Source organism: Micromonospora sp. NPDC007271, from assembly GCF_040634005.1.
Classification (GTDB): Bacteria; Actinomycetota; Actinomycetes; order Mycobacteriales; family Micromonosporaceae; genus Micromonospora.
Window position 1 is genome coordinate 1 of sequence record NZ_JBEYER010000078.1, and the last position, 20848, is coordinate 20848.

General features: G+C 72.8%; 12 protein-coding genes. 2 read left to right on the plus strand and 10 right to left on the minus strand.

Going from position 1 to position 20848, the window contains the following annotated elements; genetic code table 11:
• Window positions 1-54: 54 nt before the first annotated feature.
• Entirely contained in the window at window positions 55-573 is a 519-nt protein-coding gene (locus tag ABZ570_RS24590; RefSeq protein WP_358068034.1) for an isoprenylcysteine carboxylmethyltransferase family protein, read from the plus strand.
• A gap of 79 nt (window positions 574-652) precedes the next feature.
• Here ABZ570_RS24590 and ABZ570_RS24595 read toward each other — a convergent pair whose 3' ends face one another.
• The 5 genes from ABZ570_RS24595 to ABZ570_RS24615 form a co-directional block, all read right to left on the minus strand.
• Complete coding sequence (locus ABZ570_RS24595; RefSeq protein WP_358068037.1) at window positions 653-1267, minus strand: hypothetical protein; 615 nt, start codon at window positions 1265-1267, stop codon at window positions 653-655.
• 313 nt (window positions 1268-1580) lie between these two features.
• Window positions 1581-3023: an MFS transporter gene (locus tag ABZ570_RS24600; protein ID WP_358068040.1), complete on the minus strand. Its 1443-nt coding sequence runs from the start codon at window positions 3021-3023 to the stop codon at window positions 1581-1583.
• 11 nt (window positions 3024-3034) lie between these two features.
• On the minus strand, window positions 3035-3607 hold the full coding sequence (locus ABZ570_RS24605) for a flavin reductase family protein (RefSeq protein ID WP_358068043.1): 573 nt from the start codon (window positions 3605-3607) through the stop codon (window positions 3035-3037).
• Window positions 3604-5145, minus strand: a complete 1542-nt coding sequence (locus tag ABZ570_RS24610; RefSeq protein WP_358068046.1) for an AMP-binding protein — start codon at window positions 5143-5145, stop codon at window positions 3604-3606. The genes ABZ570_RS24605 and ABZ570_RS24610 overlap by 4 nt, the downstream gene beginning before the upstream one ends.
• Window positions 5142-6278, minus strand: a complete 1137-nt coding sequence (locus ABZ570_RS24615) for an acyl-CoA dehydrogenase family protein (RefSeq protein ID WP_358068049.1) — start codon at window positions 6276-6278, stop codon at window positions 5142-5144. The genes ABZ570_RS24610 and ABZ570_RS24615 overlap by 4 nt, the downstream gene beginning before the upstream one ends.
• 128 nt (window positions 6279-6406) lie before the next feature.
• Here ABZ570_RS24615 and ABZ570_RS24620 point away from each other — a divergent pair, with 128 nt between their 5' ends.
• Window positions 6407-7015 (plus strand): TetR family transcriptional regulator, encoded by a 609-nt coding sequence (locus ABZ570_RS24620; protein WP_358068052.1) that lies wholly within the window; start codon window positions 6407-6409, stop codon window positions 7013-7015.
• Window positions 7016-7060: 45 nt separating this feature from the next.
• Here the strand turns inward: ABZ570_RS24620 and ABZ570_RS24625 are convergent, their stop codons facing one another.
• The 5 genes from ABZ570_RS24625 to ABZ570_RS24645 are packed head-to-tail and all read right to left on the minus strand — an operon-like array spanning window position 7061 to window position 20847.
• Window positions 7061-8761, minus strand: coding sequence for a hypothetical protein (locus ABZ570_RS24625; RefSeq protein ID WP_358068055.1), 1701 nt, complete (start codon window positions 8759-8761; stop codon window positions 7061-7063).
• 10 nt (window positions 8762-8771) lie between these two features.
• Window positions 8772-10439 (minus strand): NAD(P)/FAD-dependent oxidoreductase, encoded by a 1668-nt coding sequence (locus ABZ570_RS24630; protein WP_358068058.1) that lies wholly within the window; start codon window positions 10437-10439, stop codon window positions 8772-8774.
• A gap of 10 nt (window positions 10440-10449) precedes the next feature.
• Entirely contained in the window at window positions 10450-12213 is a 1764-nt protein-coding gene (locus ABZ570_RS24635) for a tryptophan 7-halogenase (RefSeq protein WP_358068061.1), read from the minus strand.
• Window positions 12214-12238: 25 nt separating this feature from the next.
• Window positions 12239-13972, minus strand: a complete 1734-nt coding sequence (locus tag ABZ570_RS24640) for an NAD(P)/FAD-dependent oxidoreductase (protein ID WP_358068064.1) — start codon at window positions 13970-13972, stop codon at window positions 12239-12241.
• Entirely contained in the window at window positions 13969-20847 is a 6879-nt protein-coding gene (locus tag ABZ570_RS24645) for a thioester reductase domain-containing protein (RefSeq protein WP_358068067.1), read from the minus strand. The genes ABZ570_RS24640 and ABZ570_RS24645 overlap by 4 nt, the downstream gene beginning before the upstream one ends.
• Window position 20848: the final 1 nt, after the last annotated feature.

The following is a 20848-nucleotide window of genomic DNA, read 5'->3' on the forward strand; positions in this document are numbered from 1 at the left end:
ACTGGGGCATCTGACACTTGACACCCCACTACGCAGCGGCCATAGCATGGCGCAGTGCGAAGAACACGCGCCGCAATCGGAACCGTCGTCTTCTTCTGCGCCGCGCCGGGGGTCGTCGCCGGCCTGGCGCCCTGGTGGCTCACCGACTGGGAGATGCTCGAGCCGTTCCCCCACTACACCCCGGTCCGGTCGATCGGCGCGGTGATCCTGGCCGGGGCGGTGGCCTTCCTCGTGCACTCCTTCGTCCGCTTCGTCGTGGAGGGGCTCGGTACGCCGGCCCCGGTGGCACCGACCGCCCACCTCGTCGTCGGCGGCGTCTACCGCTTCGTCCGCAACCCGATGTACCTGGCTGTCGTCTCGGCGATCCTCGGCCAGGCGATGATCCTCGGCCAGGGGGTCCTGCTCTGGTACGGCGCGGCGATCGCGCTCCTGCAGGCCGCCTTCGTCCGGCTGCACGAGGAACCGGGCCTGCGCCGCCGCTACGGCGCCGAGTACGACGCCTACCGCGACGCGGTACCGGCGTGGGTGCCACGCCTGCGCCCCTGGAGTGGTGCGGGGAGCCCGCCCGCGTAGCCCCGGCCACTCGCGCAGCGCCGGCCATCCGCGCAGCGCCTCGGTGCCCGCCCGGGCTCCTTACCGGGGAAAGACCCCACTACCAGGAGACGCCCTGCCGGTCCAGGCCCACGTCGGGCGAACCCGTCCACTCGGTGCGGGGTGCCGGTATCCGGCACGTCGCCGGGAGGGCCTCCACATCGGTCGGCCACGTCATGTCCGCCTGGGTGACCGACGCGCGGCTGCTGGCCGTCAGCACCGGCATGTGCCCGCGGACCTTGGCGACCAGTTCGCCGCGGAGCGCGTCCTCCGGGCTCGGCTCGCCCCACACGACGAGCCGGGTGTCCACCAGGCCCTCACGAACGGGCATCGAGGTGACCCAGTGGCTCGGCATGCGGCCGCGCGCCACCCCCAAAAGGTCGACCGTGACGAATGCCGGCGCGGTGGAGGCGGGCCGTGCCCGCTGTTCGAACCCCACCTGCACCGAGATCTCACCGGACCCCAGGTAGCTCAACTGGTGGACCAGGAGGTGCTCCCGCGTCCCGCTGACCTCGACCGGAAGCAGCCCCACCGTCAGGAACAACCCTTCCGGTTCGTAGCACAGCACCTCGAATCCACCGCAGGTCAGCTTCGCCTCCGTCATTTGCTGAACCTTTTCCCCACCAAACTTCCCCCGCCTGCCGGCATCGAAGGTCAAGCAACTGATCTTCTTCATTATCGCCCGGGAAAGAGCGGCGCGGCGACACTGTAACAAGCACTTGACACTAATGCGCCGTTCCGGCGCACAGGGGGACCTCCGCTCGACGGGAAATGCTGCCGATCGATCTGCCAGGAGTGGCCGCGACGGCAATTGAAATTGCTGCGCGGCGGGTGTATCAGACGGGCTGGCCGCTGGCTGCCGGGGCGCCACGTCCGCCCGTGGGTCCCGGCGGCCGCACCCGGATCCCCGCCGCCACGACATCGGCCCCGCCGGCCCGACGGGTGGGGCACGCCGGGCCGGCGGAGCCGACAGGATCGTCGACGACGGGTCAGGTGGCCACGCCGGCCGGCTTCGGCTCCGCGTCGACGGGCTCGCCCGGCACCGCGTGACCGTGGCCCTTGGTCCGCAGATGCGGGATCGCCAGCGCCACCACGGCCCCGACGCCCAACACCCAGGCGCTCACCACGTGCGAGGTGACCAGACCGTCCACGAAGGTCTGGGACGAGGTGAAGCCCTCGTGCGCGCCCAGGATGGCGCCAGCCACCGACACGCCGAGGACCACGCCGAACTGCCGGATCGCGTTGGAGACGCCCGAGGCGACCCCGTCCAGCTCGGGCGGCGCGAAGCCGATGGCCAGCCGGGCGATCGGGGCGAGGAAGATGCCGAGCCCCAGCCCGGTCACGACGAAGGGCGGCACCAGCTCGGCGTAGTCGAGATTCACCTCGGCGACGGCGCCGATCCACCCCACGCCGATGGCCTGGAGCGTCAGCCCCAGAATCACCAGCGGCTTCCCACCGATCTTGTCGGTGAGGATTCCGGAGATGGGGGCGGCGATCATCGGCATCGCGGTCCAGGGCAGCGTCCGTACGCCCGCCTCCAGCGGCGAATAGCCGAGAACGGTCTGGAGATACTGGGTGCCCAGGAAGACGGCGCCGAATACACCGAACGGCATCACGATCGTCGCGATCATGGTGAGGCTGAAACCGCGGCTGCGGAACAGTTTCAGCGGCATCATGGGATAGCGCGCGCGGGATTCCCATATCAAGAAAAGGATCACTAATAGGCCGCCGCCGATCAGGCCGGCCAGTACGCCGAAGCTGTCCCAACCGTCGGCGTTGCCGCGCACCAGGCTGGAGACGATGCCGAGCAGACCGATCGTGACCAGCACGACCCCGAAGGGGTCCAGCTTGCCGGCGCCGCCGCGGCTCTCCCGCACCAGGGCCAGCACCGGCAGCAGCACCAGGCCGATCGGGACGTTCACCCAGAAGATCCACTGCCAGGACAGGGACTCCGAGATCGCACCGCCGATCACCGGGCCGAGCGCGATCCCGAGTCCGACCATCGCCCCCCACAGACCGAACGCGTGTCCGTGCTGGTGCGGTGGTACCACGCTGGCCAGCAGGGTCAGCGTGAGCGGCAGCAGGACCGCCGCGCCGAGGCCCTGTACCGCCCGGGCCGCGATGAGGAAACCCGTGTCGTCGGCGAGGCCGGCCAGCGCCGACGCCGCCGTGAAGACGATGAGCGCCACCGTGAAGACACGCCGGCGGCCGAACCGGTCACCGAGCGCCGCCCCGGTCAGCAGGAAGACGGCGAAGGTGAGGGTGTACGCGTTGACGATCCATTCCAGTTCTTCGAGGCTCGCGCCGAGTTCGACCCGGATGACCGGCAGCGTCGTGGTGACGACGAGGGTGTCGATCGCGACCATGAAGACCGCGACCAGGGCGGCTATCCAGGTCCAGACGGCGCTGCGGGTGTGGGGGGTAGTGTCCACTGTTCAGATCCCTACTCTTGACGTGGTGCCCTGCCGTTGCTGGTGACGCTCTGTCCGTTCAACTCCTCTCCTCGGTGGTTGGCGAACCGGAACACCCGGACGTACCGCCCCCGCCAGTAGCCCAGCGGGAACCGGTCGGCCATCGCACCGCCGCCCACGATGCGACCCAGGACGATGACGTGGTCCCCCGCCTCCACGAGGTTGTGCACCGCACACTCCGCATAGGCCAGGGTGTGCTCCAACAGCGGCATCCCGGCCCGCTCGCTGGGGCGCCACGACACCTTGGCGAACTTGTCGTCGTTGCGGCTGGCGAAGAGCTCGGAGAGCTCCCGCCCCTCGACGTCGAGAAGGTTCACCGCGAAGTTGCCGCCCACCCGGATCGCGTCCAGCGTCGAACTCGGCGGCCGTACGCAGAACAGCAGCAGCGGTGGTTGCTTCGAGACGCTGCACAGCGACGAGGACGTCATCCCGACCGGTCTGCCGGTGTCCTCCCGGGTGGTGATCACGCTGATGCCGCTGGCGAGCGACCCCATGATCGCCCTGAACGCGTCCGACCCGATGTCGACCAGCTCCGTCTCGGTCATGGTCCACCTCCTTCGAGGGCCGCGACCAGCGCGGCCCGGTCCGTCTTGCCGTTGGCGGTCAGCGGCAGCTTCTCCGCCGGCTGTACGGAATCGACGATCATGTACGTGGGCAGGTGCTGGGCGCACCAGCGCTTGACCTCCAGCAGCCCGGGCGGACGGTCCCCGGCGGGAACCAGCACCGCGTGCAGCCGGGCCGCGATCCCGGTGCCGAGCACCACCACCGCGGCGGCGGCGACCCGGGGATGCGCGACCAGCACCGCCTCGATCTCGGCCGGCTCGATCCGGTTGCCGCGTACCTTGGCCATGTCGTCGCGCCGGCCGACGTACTCGAGGTTGCCGTCGGGAGCGATCCGGCCGAGGTCGCCGGTCCGGTAGGGGCCCCGGTGCGGCGGACGCCCCCAGTAGCCGAGCATCACCGTGGGGCCGGAGACGAGGATCTCGCCCACGGTGTCGTCGCCGTTCCGGCCGGCAGCCCCGGGGGCAAGCCCGGCCACTACGTCGACCGGCGCCCCCTGCCCGTCCTCGGCGGGCAGCGGCTCGATCCAGACCCGGTCTCCGCTGGCCGGGCGGCCGATCGGCAGCGGCCGGGTCCGCCCCGCGTCGGCGTCGCCCACCTCGTACGAGGTGCAGACGTTGGTCTCGGTGGGTCCGTACCAGTTGAGCAGGCGCACCCCGGGCCAGGCCGCCCGGAGCTGGTGCACGTGGCGGATCGGCATCACCTCCCCGGCGAACACGCAGGCCCGCAGCGCGGGCGGTGGCGCCCCGTCGAGCAGGCCCTCCCGGATCATCAGGGCCAGCACGGAGGGGACCGAGTACCAGATCGTGATGCCCTCCTCCCGGATGAAGCGGGCGAGCTGCACCGGCGCGTACGCGGCCTCCGGCGGGACCAGGTGGACCGAGGCTCCGCCGCGGAAGGCCGCGTAGAGGTCGAAGACCGACAGGTCGAAGTTGAACGGGGCGTGGTTGGCGAGCCGGTCGGTCGGGGCGACCGCGAGCAGGTCACCGGCCCACTCCACGAAGGCCGTGGCGTTGCGGTGGCTGAGGCAGACGCCCTTCGGGGCGCCGGTCGAACCCGACGTGTAGAGCAGGTACGCCGGGTCGTCGGCGGCCGGGAGGTGGGGCTGCGGACCGGGCGCCGGCGCCGGGCAGGCCAACACCTCGATGTCGACCAGGCGGGTGGTGGGCGGCGACGGGTCGCGGCGGGCCCGCTCCGCGCAGTCCGGGTCGGCGACGACCAGCGCGGCGGCGCAGTCCCGCGCGATCTGCCAGACCCGGGCCGGCGGATTCGCCGTCGACACCGGCACGTAGGCTGCGCCGACGCGCAGCGCCGCCTGCATCGCGGCCACCGTCGACGCCCGCTTGCCGGACCAGAGCACCATCCGGTCGCCGGCCCGCACCCCGAGGTGGAGCAGCCCGGCGGCGCAACGCCGCGCCCGGTGCTCCAGCTCGGCGTAGCTGACCCGGTCGGGCCCGGCGGCCACGGCGAGGCCGTCGGGCCGACGCGCGGCCCAGGCGGGGACGTAGCTGCCGATGGTCACAGCCCCAACTCCCGCGCCACCAGCATCCGCTGCACGTCGGAGGTGCCGGAGAAGATCGTGCTGGGCACCGCGTCGCGCAGCGTCGTCTCGATGCCGGCGTCGCGCAGGTAGCCCTCGCCGCCGAAGAGGCGTACCGCGTCGAGCGCCCCGGCCACCGCTGCCTCCGAGACCGCCAGCTTGGACAGGGCGACGTTCAGCTCGGAGCCGCCGTCGACATCCATCTCCCAGCAGGCGCGGTAGAGCAGCAGCCGGGCCGACTCGGTGCGCAGCTTCATGTCGACGATCCGGTTCGCCACCGTCTGGAACTGCCCGATCCGCCGGCCGAACTGCCGGCGCGAGGTGGCGTGCGCCAGGCAGCGGTCCAGCAGGCGGTCCAGCAGGCCGACGTAGCCGGCGAAGAGGCAGGCCCGCTCCCACCGCATCGAGTGCTGGAAGATTGCCGCGCCCTGGCCGGGGACGCCGAGGACGCGCTCCGCCGGCACCAGGCAGTTCGCGAAGGAGACCCGGGCGGCCGGCGCCGACGCCAGGCCCATCTTGTCCAGCGGCGGGCCGACGGTCAGGCCCGGGGTGTCCCGGTCGACCAGGAACGCGGTGACGCCCAGGTGCCCGGCGGCGGGATCGGTGGTGGCGTAGGTGACGAACACGTCGGCGACCGGGCCGTTGGTGACGAACGTCTTCGTGCCGGTCAGCCGCCACCCACCGGCCGCCTCGACAGCGGTGGTCGCCAGCCGGGACACGTCCGATCCGGCCCCCGCTTCCGTCATCGCGTTGCCGGCGACCAGTTCCCCGCGGCACATCGCGGGCAGGATCCGCTCCTTCACCGCGTTGTCGGCATGGTGGGCCGTCGGCACGGCACAGGCGAACAAGTGCGCGCTCGCGGCGAAGACCAGGCCGGTGTCGGCGCAGCCGCGGCCGAACGCCTCGACCCGCAGCGCGGTGTCCAGCGCGCCGAGGCCGCCGCCGCCGTACCGCGCGGGAACGCAGAGACCGAGCAGGCCGAGCCGGCCGAGCCGGTGCCAGACGGCGCGTTCCGTCAGCCGGTCGGCGGCACCCACCGGCTCGAACTGCGTTTCGGCGTTCTTCCGGAGGTCCTCGTACGCCGCCTGTTGCGCATGTGACCAGCCGAAATCCACGGTGCACCTCCGCCGGATTGAGCAATTGACGAATGGGAGGGCAGGCCCTGTTCATCCCGATTCGCCGATCGCTCCGTATACTGAGCAGCAGCTATCGAAATGCACGAACATAAATGCGAGGTGTCTGAGTGAAGGTCGCCGGAGAACGGCCCGACGGTCTGGCCCACGCCCAGCCGGCGGCACCGACCCGTCAGCTGATCCTGGACATCGCGCGGCGGGAGATCTCCGAGTGCGGCATCGCCGGAGTGAGCATCCGCAGCATCGCCCGGCAGGCGGGCGTCGACCCGCGGCTGGTCCGGCACTACTACGGCTCGAAGGAGCAACTCCTCCGGCAGGCCGTCCAGGTCGAGGACGACCCGGTCGAGCTGGCCGAACAGCTCGGGCGGGGCAGCCGCCGGCGGATCGGCAGGGCCGTGGCCACCGCGCTGCTGGCGCACTGGGACAACCCGCGCACGGCAACCCCGTACCGGGCGCGCCTGTCGGCCTCGCTGGCCAGCGAGGAGGTCGCGGCCCTGATGCGGGACGAGTTCGTCCGGGCGTTCTTCGGCACCCTGGCCAAGGGCGTGAGCCCCGACCGGCCCGAGTTGCGCGCCGCCCTCGCGGCCTCGCAGGTGGTCGGTCTGGCGCTCTGCCGCTACCTGGTCGACGGCACCGAACTCAGCAGCCGCAGCCGCGACGAGCTGGCTCGCGTGATGGGGCGCACGATCCAGCACTACCTCACCGCCGACCTGGCGTAGGTGCCTCGGGCCCGGCCGCGGCAGCCGCCACGGTCGGGCACAGCCCTAGCGCTCATCGGCCACCCCCACGCGGGGCCGGCCCGCCGACGGGCGCTCCGGCTGCCGCCGGCCGGTCACGTTGTCCCTGGTCAGCAGCCGTTTGAAGTCCTTCGGCGCGACGGTCGAGACCCACGCCACCATCAGCAGCCGGCGGGGCATGGTGAAGTGGTAGTAGCGCGCCTGCGGGGCGGCGAACCGGTACAGCGGCGGCACGAACCGCTCGCGGCCCAACCGGCGGAAGATCGACCTGGCCGCCTCGGCCTGGCCGAGCTCGCCGGCCCGGACCCGCGCCATCACCTCGAAGAACCACTCCAGCAGCTGGCGCAGTCCGTCCGGCGTACGGAACCAGAGCCCGCCGCCCGCGAACCGTTCGACCGGGTCCCACCTGCCGTCGCCGACCGCCTCGTTGGTCGCCCGCTTGAGCGACAGGTGCGCCAGGATCTGCCAGAGCAGCCAGACCCGGCTGTAGGCGTTCCACAGCTCGAAGCTGCCGCAGGCGGTACGCGCCGCGGCGAGCATCCGGTCGTTGAAGTCGATCAGCGCGTCCTGGTACGCGGCGACCCGGGCCAGCTCCGCCTCGGCCGGAACCTCGCCACGCGCGATCCGGGGCAGGGCCGCGCCGAGGGCGTGGACCACCTCCGCAGCCATCGTCACGTCCCGGGAGAGGAACTCGTCGGTCCGGCACGCGGAGCGTTCCATGGCGAACCACCGGGGGCCGTGGGTGACCGCGACCCGCCGCTGCCAGTGCTCCTCGGCGACCCACGGCCCCGCCGCCTCGGCCCGCCCGAACTGCTCCCGCAGGCTGGGGAAGCGGTCCACCAGGGCCCGGAACGCCGCGGCCGGCTCGGCCGGCAGGTCGGTGAACCGGTCGGGGTCGAGGCCCACGTTGACGCTGCACAGCTCGCTGGCGGCACGGTCGTGGTTGCGAAAGTCGACGACCTGGATCCAGCCGCCCGGAAAGACGTGGTGGACGGTGCCGCGGGACCACGCCGTCGCCCGCCGGTAGTCGGCGAGCGTGCTGCACTCCTCGAACGGCCGGACGTCGCGCAGGTGGGCGTGGAGCAGCCGGGAGCGCAGCAGCAGCCCGTCCGGTCCCGCCCCGACCCCGAGGTGGCGCAGCAGCGGCGAATCGGTTCCGGCGGCGTCCACCAGGTACCGTGCCCGGTAGCCACGGCCGTCGCTGAGCGTCAGCGAAGCTCCCTCGGCGGAGAGCTGGATCCCGGTCACCGTAACCCCGTCCGGCGCGACCTCGGCGCCGTACCGGACGGCCAGGTCGCGGGCGTACTCGTCGACCACCGGCCGGTAGAGGTGCCACTCGCTGTGCTCGCCCGGTACGTGGAACTGCACGGTGTGCGCCGGGTCGTGCCGCCGGCCGGGCGTGTGGTGCAGGAACGCCAGGCTCTTCTTGATGCCGCTGAGCCGCCGCACCGGATCCGGCAGGTCCTCGAAGTGGGCGAAGGACGCGATCTCCGGCACGTCGAAGCGCTCGCCGAGCAGGTGCAGCACGGCCGTGGTGTACGGCACCGTGCTGTCGCCGGCCGGGCCCGCCCCGCCCGGCGCGTCGACCAGCAGGACCCGCAGCCCCTGCCGAGCCAGGACGGTCGCGAGTAGCCCGGACGCGAGATGACTACCGATGATCGCGACGTCGTGGCCGGCCGGTGGCGCCTCCCGCGGGCCCACCGGCGGATCGGTGCCGGGCGTCGTCATGGCGGGCCTCCTAGAAGATCTTCCGGCCGAGCACGAACTCCTTGCCGGCCTCCCGGAGGAAGCCGAGCATCAGCCGCCGCACCTCCGGCGGCGCCTGGGTGGCCGCCCAGAGCATGGTGCGGCCGATCTTGAACGGGGTCGGGTTGATGAACCGCAGGTTCCGGTCCTTCCAACCCCAGTGGGCCGGCACGAACGGTGCGCGGTTCAGGTGGTCGTAGAGCGCGTCCGACGCCTCCTGGCCGGTGATCCTGCCGGCGGCGAAGTCGTCGCACTGCTTCACCATGTCCTCGAACAGCTCCGCGTACCCCTCGTGGTCCGACCAGTGCAGGCCCGGGTTCTTCACCTCCTCCAGCTCGATCAGGTGCCGCTCGTCACCGGTCGAGCGCCACCGGCGGTACGCCTCGTGCGCGCGGAAGGTGCCGGCGTTGGAACCCCAGGCCCAGATCCGGAACACCGCCGTCCAGAGGCCGTTGTCCTCGAAGGAGTTGTAGGCGGCGTGCACCAGCTTGTCGTTGCCGTCGAAGAGCGCCTGCTGGCGGACCTCCACCCCGTTGAACCGCTCCGCCGAGAAGTCGTCGTCCTTAACCGCCCGCAGGATCCGCCAGGCCAGCACGTTGACCGCCTCGCAGGTGTTGGAGAGCCCGCGGGAGAAGAGCGGGTCGACGAAGCCGGCGGCGTGCGCCAGCAGGACCCACCGATCCCCCACCGTGCGCTTCGACGAGTACTGCACCCGGTCGGTCGCGACCCACTCGCGCATCGGTTCGGCGCCGGCGAACTGGGCGGCGATGCCGGGGAACCGCTGGGCGTGCTTCCAGAAGTCCTCCTCCGGAGAGACGCCCGGCTCCTTCGGATACTTCTTCTCGTCCATCGTCAGGCCGATGCTGCACAGCGGGTTGCGGGAGTCCTTGTGGTTGTTGAAGGCGATCACCCAGAACCAGCCGCGCGGGAAGAGGTGGTGCACGGTGCCGCTGTAGAACGGCACCGGCGGCTTGTCCTTGCCGGTACGGCGGAACACGTCGTCGGTGGAGGGCACGTTGATGAAGTGGTTCCACATCGCCCGCGAGTGGTGCTTGAACCGGCACGGATCGTCGCGGAGCTGGAACTTCTCGGCCAGCGGGGACCGGTAGCCGCTGGCGTCCACCACGTACCGGCTGCGGAACTGCTCGCCCCGGGTGGAGCTCACCGTCACCCCGGCGTCGTCGAAGTCGACGTCGGCGATGGTGAAGTTGACCCGGGCGGTGCAGCCGTACTTGATCGCCGCGTAGAAGAGGTAGGCGTCGGTGTCCTGGCGGTACATGTGCGGCGTCTCGTGCAGCAGGCTCGGGAAGTTGAACATGGTGACCTGCATCGGGTCCTGCTCCTTGCCCTCCTGGTGGTTGAGGAAGGCGAAGTGGTCCTTCATGCCGTGCCAGGGCGAAATGATCTTCTGGCACGCGGTCAGCGTGGAGAGGGTCAACAACTCCGGCACGCCGTACCGGTCCGCCATGGTGCGCAGCGAGACCAGCATGTTCGGGATGGTGGACTCGCCGATCGCGAACTTCGGGTGAGCCTTGGCGTCCACCAGCAGCACCTTGGCGCCGTTGCGGGCCAGGATCGCGCCCAGCATCGAACCGGCGAACCCCGCGCCGAGGATCGCCACGTCGTAGACCGTCTTCTCGGCCTCGGTCAACTCACTCACCGCGTACTCCTCATTTCGGTTCCGGAACCCGCAGCCGGCGGCCGACGACCGGCCAACCCGCGAGCTTCTGTTTGATCTCTTCGACCGGCTCGAACTCGCCGCGGGCGAACCGCTTGCGCATGAACAACGTCAGCCCGTCGTGGGTCAGCTCCCCGATCGCCGGCGGCGCCTGCCGCCTGGCCCAGCGCAGCGTGCCGAGGACCTTGGCGGTCGTCGCGCCGGCCCAGCGGTTCGCCGGGTCGGCCAGACCGAAGGCGGGCGGCACGAAGTTCGCCTCGCCCAGCCGGCGGCGGATCTCGGCGGCGGTCTCCTTCGGGTCGGCGTCACCCGCGTCGACCCGCCGCATCATCCGGCTGACGTCGGCCAGGAACTCCAGCACGGCGGCGTGGTCGGCGTCGTCCACCCGGCTCGGGTCGAACTCGCGCAGGTCGACCCGCCACCACGGGTGTTCCATCCGGGCCAGGACGGCCGGGTCCCGGGTCGCGGTGAACAGCGAGTACGCCTTGTTGATCTCGAAGGTGGAGAGGATCTGGCTCAGCGCCCAGACCCGGAACCAGGCGTCCCACAGGTCCCAGTCCCGGAACGCGACGTACGCGTTCGCCACCAGGTTGTCGTTGAAGTCGAGCTGCCCCTGCTCCAACTCCTGCACGTACTCGAACCGCTCGACCGCGAAGTCGTCGTCGCGCAGCGCGTCCAGCAGCCGCTGCACCAGGGCGTTGATGATCTCCATGGTGTTGGAGAGGCCGCGGGAGAAGAGCGCGTCCACGAAGCCGGCGGCGTGCGACATCAGGCACCACCGGTAGCCGACCGTCCGCGTCGGCGAGTACTGGAGGCGGTCCGTACGCACCCAGTCCCGCACCGGCCGGGCGGCGGCGAACTGCGGCGCGATCCCGGGGTACCGCTCCAGGAACCGGCGGAACTCCTCCTGCGGCGAGCAGTCCGGCACCGGGTGCAGCCGCGGATCCACGTTGATGCCGACGCTGCACAGGCTGTTGGTGGAGCGCGGGTGGTTGTCGAACGGGATCACCCACATCCAGCCGCCCGGGAAGACGTGGTGCAGCGTCCCCTCGTGCCAGCCGGTCGGCTGGCCGTAGCGGCTGCGCGGGGCGAACTCGTCGTACGGGCGCACCCCCACCAGGTGGGTGAAGAGCGACCGGGAGTGGTGGTGCAGCCGGGTCGGTTCCTCCCGCAGGTCGAACGCCTGCGCCAGGGCCGACCGGAAACCGCTGGCGTCCACGACGAACCGGGCCCGGATCGGGGCGCCCGGGCCCACGTCGATGGTGACCCCGTCCTCGGTCACGTCGATGCCGCCGATCCGCACCTGCTGGCGCACCCGGGCGCCGTGACGGGCGGCCACGGTGAGCATCCAGTTGTCGACGTCCTGCCGGAAGAAGTGGTTCTCGGTGTTCAAGATCTTGGGGATCTGGAACATGTTCGACTCGGCCGGCCGCTGCGGCTCGCCGGGTCGGTGGTAGACGAAGCCGAAGTTGCGCTTCACTCCGCACGTGGTGCTCACGTGGGCGTAGACCGACTCGAAGGTGCTCAGGTACTTGATCTCGGGTACCCGGTACCGCTCGCTGATCAGCCGCATCATCATCGACGTGTACGGGATCGTCGACTCGCCGATGGCGAACCGCGGATGGGTACCGGAATCGATGATCAGCGTCCGGGCGCCGTTGCGCGCCAGACAGGCAGCGAGCGTCGACCCGGCCAGGCCGGTACCGATGACCACCACGTCGAACGTCCCGTTGTGCGCGGTCGAACCTCCGTTCACGGTGCACTCCTCACTCGTCCGGGGCTCACTTCGGTGCCGGTACGCGCAGCCGCCGGCCGACCACCGGCCACCGGGCGAGCGCGTGCTTGAGCTCCTCGCCGACGGCGAACTCCCCCGGCGAGAACCGCTTCTTGACGAAGAGCGTCAGCCCTTCGTAGGTCAGGTCACCGACCCCCCGCGGGGCCTTCCTCCGCGCCCAGCGCAGCGTCCGGCCGATCTCCAGGAAGCTCGCGTCGGTCCACTGGTTGTCCGGGTCGGCCAGCCCCCAGGCCGGCGGCACGAAGTCCGACTCGCGCAGCAGCCGCAGCAGCTCGGCGGCCGTCTCGCCCGCGTCCGCCCGGCCGGCCTGCACTTCCCGGGTCATCTCGTTGACCTTCTGCAACAGCGCCATCACCCCGCCGTACGGCGAGTCCTGGGGAATCACCCGCCCCCGCCACCAGGGCCGCTCCAGCGGGGCCAGCACCGCCGGGTCGCGGGTGTCCAGGTACCGGGCGTACGCGCGGTTCACCTCGAAGGTGGCGATGAACTGTCCCAGCGACCAGATCCGGAACCAGGCGTCCCACAGCCGCCAGTCGCCGAAGGAGGTGTAGGCGTTGGCGACCAGGTCGTCGTTGAAGTCGAGCAGGCCCTGCTCGAACTCCTGCATGTACTCGAACCGTTCCAGCGAGAAGTCGTCGTCGCGGATGGCGTCCAGCAGGCGGTGCACCAGGGCGTGCATGGTCTCCAGCGAGTTGGACAGCCCGCGGGAGAAGAGCGGATCCAGGAAGCCGGCGGCGTGCGAGGTGAGACACCACCGGTAGCCGACGGTCTGCCGCGACGAGTACTGGAGGCGACCCGTGCGGACCCAGTCGCGAACCGCGCGGGCCTGCGCGAACTGCGGCGCGATGTCGGGGAACTGGGCGATGAAGCGACGGAACTCCTCCTCCGGCGGGCAGTCCGGCTCCGGGTGGATCCGCGGGTCGAGCTGCAGGCCGATGCTGCACAGGCTGTTGGTGCCCCGCAGGTGGTTGTCGAACGGGATCACCCACAGCCAGCCGCCGCGGAACACGTGGTGCAGCGTCCCCTCGTGCCACGGGCTCGGGTGGCCGTACCGGTCCTTCGTCGCCAGCTCGTCGTAGGGGCGTACGCCGATCATGTGCGTGAAGATCGATCGGGAGTGGTGCCGGAAGCGGGTCGGCTCCTCGCGCAGGTCGAACTTGTCGGCCAGCACCGAGCGGAACCCGCTGGCGTCCACGACGAACTTCGCCCGGTACTCGCCCTTGGCGTGCCGCAAGGTCGCGCCGTCGTCGTCGATCTCGACCCCGGTGATCCGCACCTGCTGACGTACGGTGGTGCCGTACTTCGCCGCCACCGTGAGCATCCAGTTGTCCACGTCCTGCCGGAAGAAGTGGCTCTCGGTGTGGGTCACCTTGGGGATCGGGAACATGTGCGTCTCGCGCGGGTTCTGCCGCTCACCCGGCCGGTGGTAGACGAAACCGAAGTTGCGCTTCACACCACAGGTCGTGGTGATCCTGGCCTGGACTCCCTCGAAGGTGGAGAGCCACTTGATCTCCGGCACCCCGTACCGCTCGCTGACCAGTCGCATCATCATCGAGGTGGCCGGGATCGTCGACTCGCCGATGGCGAACCGGGGATGGGTCGCCCCGTCGACGATGAGCACCCGCGCGCCGTTGCGCGCCAGGCAGGCGGCGGTCATCGACCCGGCGAGCCCGGATCCGATGATGGCCACGTCGTACACGGTCTCGGTCCTGCTGGTCATATGTCTCGGCGCCTTTCGTCGAGGGAACCGGGTGGGGGCAGGTAGCCGCTGTGGATCAGCCAGCTCAGGTAGATGTCGAGCAGCCGGTCGTCCGGAGCGGGGCAGGTGATGCCGGAGCCGGCCAGCGCGTCGTCGGCGTTGCGGACGGCGTACCCGATCGCCTCCTCGCCGCCGACCACGAACTCCCGCACCACCGGCAGCACCGGGTGCAGCTCGTTCGCGCCGACCCCGTAGGACGCCGTCAACCGCTGCCACCACTGCTCCACCGGCACCAGCGGAATCGGGTAGCCGTGCCGGCGCAGCGCCGCGACCAGCTCCACGAACGGCAACTTGCGCGGGTTGACGAGGTGGTAGGTACGGCCGTACGCCGGACCGTGGCGGGAGATGTGCACCAGCGCCGCCGCGACGTAGTCGACCGGCGTCATCTCCACCTCGATGTCGATCTCCGGTGCCGCACCCAGCTGGAGGCACCCCTTGATGACCCGGGTGGTGAAGTGGGTGGTGAGGCAGGCCCCGGTCCGCGAGTCGCCGAGGACCCGGCCCGGGCGGTAGACGTCCACCGCGACGCCCCGGGCCCGGGCCAGCTCCACGAGCCGCTCGGCGCCCCACTTCGTCTGCACGTATCCGGTGACCAGCCGGCCGGCGGTGACGATCTCCTCGTCCTCGGCGATCACCGGCCGGTCCGGCACCGGCAGGCCCCAGATGCCGTACGTCGACACGTGGTGCACCCCGGTCGGTCGGCCGGTCACGGCGAGTCGCAGGATCTCCTCGGTGCCGCCGATGTTCGCCGCGCGCAGCTGGTCGTACGGGTAGCCGAAGTTGACCCAGGCGCCGCAGTGGTAGATGCCGTCCAGCCGGTCGGCCAGCTCCTCGAAGACCGGCTGCGCCAGGCCCAGCGCGGGTTTCGCCAGGTCGCCCGGGACGATCCGGACCCGCTGCTCGGCGCCGGCCGGCCAGGGCAGGTACCGCTCCAGGTTGGCCCGCACCCGCTCCAGCCCGGTGGCCGGGTCGGCGCAGCGGACCAGACAGTGCACCCGGGCCGCGGTGGTGGCGAGCAGCTCGTGCAGCAGGTAGCCGCCGACGAAGCCGGTGGCCCCGGTCAGCAGCACCTCGCCCGGGTCCCGCACCCGGGACACGGCTCCGGTGGGCACGACCTCGGGGGCGAGGGTCACGTCGGCGCGGATCCAGCGCGGGTCGGTGGCGGGGTCGTCCGGCGTCCCGGCCGCCTCCCCCGGCCGCCCCACCGGCCCCGCCCCTGTCTCGGCGGCCACCAGGTCGACCCATTCGCGCAGGGTGGCCCGGGCGAACAGGTCACCGGCGCGGAGGCTGACCCGCAGATCCCGGCGGCAGCTGCGGACCACGTCCATCACCATCAGCGAGTCCAGGCCGTACCCGACGACGTCGGCGCCGTCGTCGATGGTCGCCGGGTCCAGGCCGAGCACGGTGCCGGCCAGTCCGGTCAGGTAGCTGGTGAGCAGCTGTCGTACCCGCGCCGGGTCGCCGGTGGCGCGCAGCTCGTCCAGCAGCGGCGTCGGCTCGGCGTCGGCCGGTTGCGCCGGGGCGTCGTCGATGCCGTGCAGCATCGGCCGATCGGTGCGGGCCTGCATGACCGGCTTGAAGGTGGACCAGTCGACGGCGCAGACCACCCGCTGCGGCGCCGGGTCCGCCGCCAGGGCACCGAGGAGCGTGACGCACTGGGGCGGTGCGAGCGGACGCAGCCCGGTGGCGCGCAGAAACTCCATCACCTCCGCGCCGAAGAGCGCCGACGGCAGGTCCCACGGTCCCCAGGCGACAGAGAGCGCCGGCAGGCCGGCGGCGGCCCGGTGCTGGGCGAGCCCGTCGAGGAACGCGTTCGACGCCGCGTAGCTGGCCAGGTGCTGGGAGCCCCAGGTCGCGGCGATGGACGAGAAACCGATGAAGAAGTCCAGGGGCGCGTCGTCGCTCAGCCAGTGCAGCAGGGCGCCGCCGAGCACCTTGGGGCGCCAGACCTGCCGGTACGCCTCCGGGGTGACGTCCCGGGCGAACTGCGGCACCGAGACGCCGGCGGCGTGCACCACCCCCCGCAGCGGCAGCTCCGCGTCCTCCAGTTCGGTGAAGAGGCCCACCATCGCCGCCTCGTCGGCCACGTCGGCGGCCACCACCCGCACGATCGCGCCGAGTTCCTCGAGGCGGCGCACCGCGGCGATCCGGTCCCGCAGCCGCTCCGGGGCGTCCGGCCAGGCGGCCCGCTCGGGCAGCGGCGTCCGCGCCAGCAGCACCAGCCGCCCGGCGCCGGCCCGCGCCAGCCACTCCGCCACCAGCAGGCCGATCCCACCGAAGCCCCCCGTGACCAGGTACGTGCCGTCGGGCCGGACCTCCGGGCGACGGTACAGGGCGGCGGCGTCCAGCGGGGCGGGCACCAGGCGCAGGCCGAACCGGCGTGCGCCCCGGAGCGCGACCTGGTCCTCCACCGGGCCGCCGGCCAGCACGTCGAGCAGGGCCGCCGCCTCGTCCTCCGGCCGTCCCGGGTCGAGGTCGACGATGCCGCCCCAGCGGTCCGGATGTTCCAGCGCCAGGACCCGGCCCAGCCCCCAGAGGGTGTTGCCGGTCGGGTTGGGCGCCCCGGGGTCCCCGGCGATCCGGGCGGCACCCCGGGTGACCAGCGCGATCCTGGCGTCCGGGCAGTCCGGTCGGGCCGCCATCTCGCGCAGCAGCGCGAGGACCGTCAGGTCGGCCCGGGCAAGGTACTCCTCCAACCGCGAGGCGTCGCAGTGCTCCGGCGCGGGGGCGTCCAGCCCGGTGAGGACCAGGACCCGTGCCGGTCGATCCGGCCCCGCGCACCACGCCTGCACGAGGGCCCGGACCGTCGCCGGGTCCGGCCCGGGATCGCCCTCGCCGGCCGTCACGGGCGGGGCGGCGACGGTGACGACCGCGCCGGCGGCGCGCAGGGTGGCGGCGAGCCGATCGACCAGTGCGTACTCGGCGCTGGCGGGGTCGGCGACGAGCAGGTGGGCCTCCCCGGCGAGCCCGCGAGGACCGGGCCGGCCCCGGTCGCCGTCGGTCGCCGGGAGCAACTGCCAGTCCAGGTCGTAGAGGAGCCGGGCGGGGTCGCGCCAGGGTGCGGCCGGCGCCTGGCCGGGCGCCATCAGCAGATCCCGCACGATGCCGACCGGGGTGCCGTCCCCGGCGAGCAGGTCGACGGAACCGACCGCCGCGCCCTGCGGCAGAACGCGGACCGTGCCGGGCCGGACCCGGACGGCGGTGACCGCGGCGGGCGTCCCGCGGACGGCCAGTTCCGCGCAGCCGCGCACCACCAGTCGCCCCTCGCCGCTGCCGCCCGCACCGGCCCCGCCCTCGCCGCTGCCGCCCGCACTGGCGGCGGTCGCCGCCTGGCGGCCGACCCCGGCAGTCGCGTCCCCGCCCACCGGAGCGGCCAGGGCAGGCTCGGTGGCGGCCGGGCCGGCCGTGGCGGACCGGACGGCGGGGCCGGCCGCTGCGGCCAGCGCCTCCGCGGCGGCGTCGAGCAGCTCCCGCCAGCCGGGCGCCGGCCCGACGGGCTGGGCAGGACCGGCCGCCCCCGCGAGACCGTCGCCGGACGCCTCCACGGGACCGCCGCCGGCCGCCTCCGCGAGATCGCCGCCCGACGCGTCCACCGGGTCACCGCCGGACGCCTTTCCCGGGTCACCGCCGGACGCCTTTCCCGGGTCGCCACCGGACGCCTTTCCGGGGTCGCCGCCGGACGCCGGCCGGGCCCGGCGCCGCAGCAACCCGCTGGCGTACCGGGTCCACGGCGCGCCGGCGGCCTGCTGCGGGCCGCTCTGCCCGAGGAGCTCCCACCGTGCCGACCCGTCATCGGTGGCAGCGACGGTGAGCTGGAACGCCTCCTGGTCCGCCGCGGCCGGCAGCGGCGCGTGCCCGGCCAGGTCGGCGACGCCCCACCACGGACCGCCCAGACAGTCGGTCGCGGCAGCCGTGGCGAGCTCCGCCACCGCGCCCAGCAAAACGTCTCCCCCACCGGCCACCGCCAGTTTCGCCGGTTCCACCTCGTACGCCGGCACCGCTCCACGCAGCCGCCGGCCCACGCCCGTCACGACCGCCGCAGTCTCCGCAGGCGGCGGCGCCGCGACCGGCAGTGCCGGCGTGACCTCGCGGAACCAGTAGTGCGTCCCGCGCCACGGTGTGGTCGGCAGCACCACCCGGCGCACCTCCTCGACGGAGTGCACCGCCGCCCAGTCCGGCCGGGCACCGCGCAGGCAGAGGCCGCCCAGCGCGTCGAGCACGGCCCGCAGGTCGTCGCTGCCCCGCCCGCGCAGGCTCGGCAGGAACCGGCAGCCGTCGTCGTCGAGGGTCCGGGCAGCGAGCGTGCAGAGCACGGGCTGCGGGCCGATCTCGAGGAAGCTCCGGGCGCCCTCCGCATACAGGGTCCGCACCCCGTCGGCGAACCGGACGGTGCCGGCGGCGTGCCGCAGCCAGTACTCGGCCGTGGTCGGCGTTTCGCTCCAGAGTGCGCCGGTCAGGTTGGAGACGAGTGGGATCCGGGGCGGCTGGAACGTGATGCCGGCGAGCGCCTCCCGTAGCGGCTCCAGCATCGGCTCGATCAACGGTGAGTGGAAGGCGTGCGAGACGGCGAGCCGGCGAGCCCGCACCCCGTGCTCGGCGAGGGCGGCCAGGACCGCGTCGAGCTGCACCGCGTCCCCGGAGAGGGTCACCTCGGCCGGGCCGTTGACCGCCGCCACGGCGAGCCGGTCGGCGTGGCCGGCGATGGCCTGGCGGGCACGCTCCTCCGGGCAGAAGACGCTCGCCATGGCGCCGCCCGCCGGAAGCGCGGCCATCAACCGGGACCGGGCTGCGACCAGCCGCGCCGCGGCGGGCAGGTCGACCACGCCGGCGACGCAGGCGGCGACGATCTCGCCGAGGCTGTGCCCCGCCAGCAGGGCCGGGCGGAGCCCCCAGGAGAGCCAGAGCTGGGCCAGGGCGTACTCGACGGCGAAGAGGGCCGGCTGGGTGTAGCGGGTGTCGTCGAGTGGAGCCGGCCCGGCCGCCGCCGGCCAGACGACCTCGCCCAGCGGCCGGTCCAACTCCGCGTCGAACAGCTCGGCGCACTGCTCGAACGCGGCACGGAACGCCGGCTCCGCCAGCAGGCCCCGGCCCATACCCGGATACTGCGAGCCCTGGCCGGTGAAGAGCCACGCCACCTTGCGGTCCCGCTGCCGGGGCAGGGCCGCGGCGACCAGGCCGCGGCCGCGCCCCTGGGTCGCGTACCCGGCGAGCGCCTCGGCCAGCTCCTCGGTGGACGCGGCGGTGACGGCCAGACCGTGCGCCTGCACCGCCCGGCCGACGTGGCTGGTGTAGCAGGCGTCCGCCAGCTCGGGCGCGGCCGGGCCGCGCAGCCAGCGGGCGTGCCGGTCGGCCAGCTCACGCAGGGCCTCCTCGGTCCGGGCGGAGGCCAGGAAGAGCCCGTACGGCCGGCGGGTGGCGGCGCGGGGCGGCGCCGGCGGCGGCGCGGCGAGGATGACGTGGGCGTTGGTCCCGCTCGCACCGAAGCTGCTCACCGCGGCGGTGGGCGGGTGGCCACGGTCCGGCCAGGGACGGCACCGGGTGGGGATCTCCACGTGCAGCCGATCCCACTCGATGTTCGGGTTGGGAGTGCGCAGGTTCAGGTGCGGGGCGATCTCGCGGTGCCCGATGGAGAGGACCACCTTGATCAGCCCGGCGATGCCCGCCGCCGGCTCCAGGTGCCCGATGTTGGTCTTGACGGAGCCGACCAGCAGCGGCGCCTCCGCCGTGTGGTGCCGGCCCAGCACCGCCTCCAGCGCGTGCAGCTCGATCGGGTCGCCGAGGGCCGTGCCGGTGCCGTGCGCCTCGACGTAGTCCACCTCGGCCGGGTCGATCCGGGCCTGGGCGAGGGCGGCCTCGATGACCGCCTGCTGCGCGGCGGGGCTCGGGACGGTCAGCCCGCTGGACCGCCCGTCGTGGTTGACCGCCGAGCCGAGGATCACGGCGAGGATCGGGTCGTCGTCGGCCTGTGCCTCGCCGAGCCGCTTCAGGACGACGACCCCCGCCCCCTCGCCGCGGGCGTAGCCGTCGGCGGCGGCGTCGAACGTCTTGCACCGCCCGTCGGCGGAGAGCCCCCGGAACTTGCTCATCAACACGAAGCCGTACGGGGACAGCAGCAGGTTGACGCCGCCGGCGAGGGCCAGGTCGCACTCGCGCAGCCGGAGCGCCTGGCACGCCTCGTGCAGCCCGACCAGCGCGGAGGAGCAGGAGGTGTCGACCACCTTGCTCGGCCCGCGCAGTCCCAGCAGGTACGAGATCCGCCCGGCAAGGAAGCTCGGTTCGCCGACGAGCTGGTAGAAGTCGACGTCGTTGAGGTCGCCGTACTGCTGCCGGGCCCGGACGTAGTCGGTCGTACTGAGTCCGAAGTAGACACCGGTACGACTGGCGGTGAGCCGGTCCGGGGCGTAACCCGCCCGCTCCAGCGCCTCCCAGCTGATCTCCAGCGCGATCCGGTGCTGCGGGTCCATGCCGACCGCCTCGCGCGGCGAGATGCCGAACGCCTCCGGCTCGAACCGGTCGACCCGGTCGAGGAACGCCCCCCGGATCGTGTACGCCTTCCCCGGCTCGTCCGGGTCAGGGTGGTAGACGGCGGCGGCGTCCGCCCGGTCCGGCGGGAACTCCCCGGTGGCGTCGACGCCGTTGCGCAGCAGGTTCCAGAACTCCTCCGGCGAGTTCGCGCCACCGGGGAGGCGGCAGCTCATGCCGATGACGGCGATCGGCTCGCCCAGCCAGGCGTCCCGGCTGTCGGCGAGCTGCCGGCGCAGCCGCTCGATGGTGCGCAGGGCATCGGCCATCACCCGCCGGCTGTCCCGCGGGGTGCCCTCGGCCGGTGTCGACATC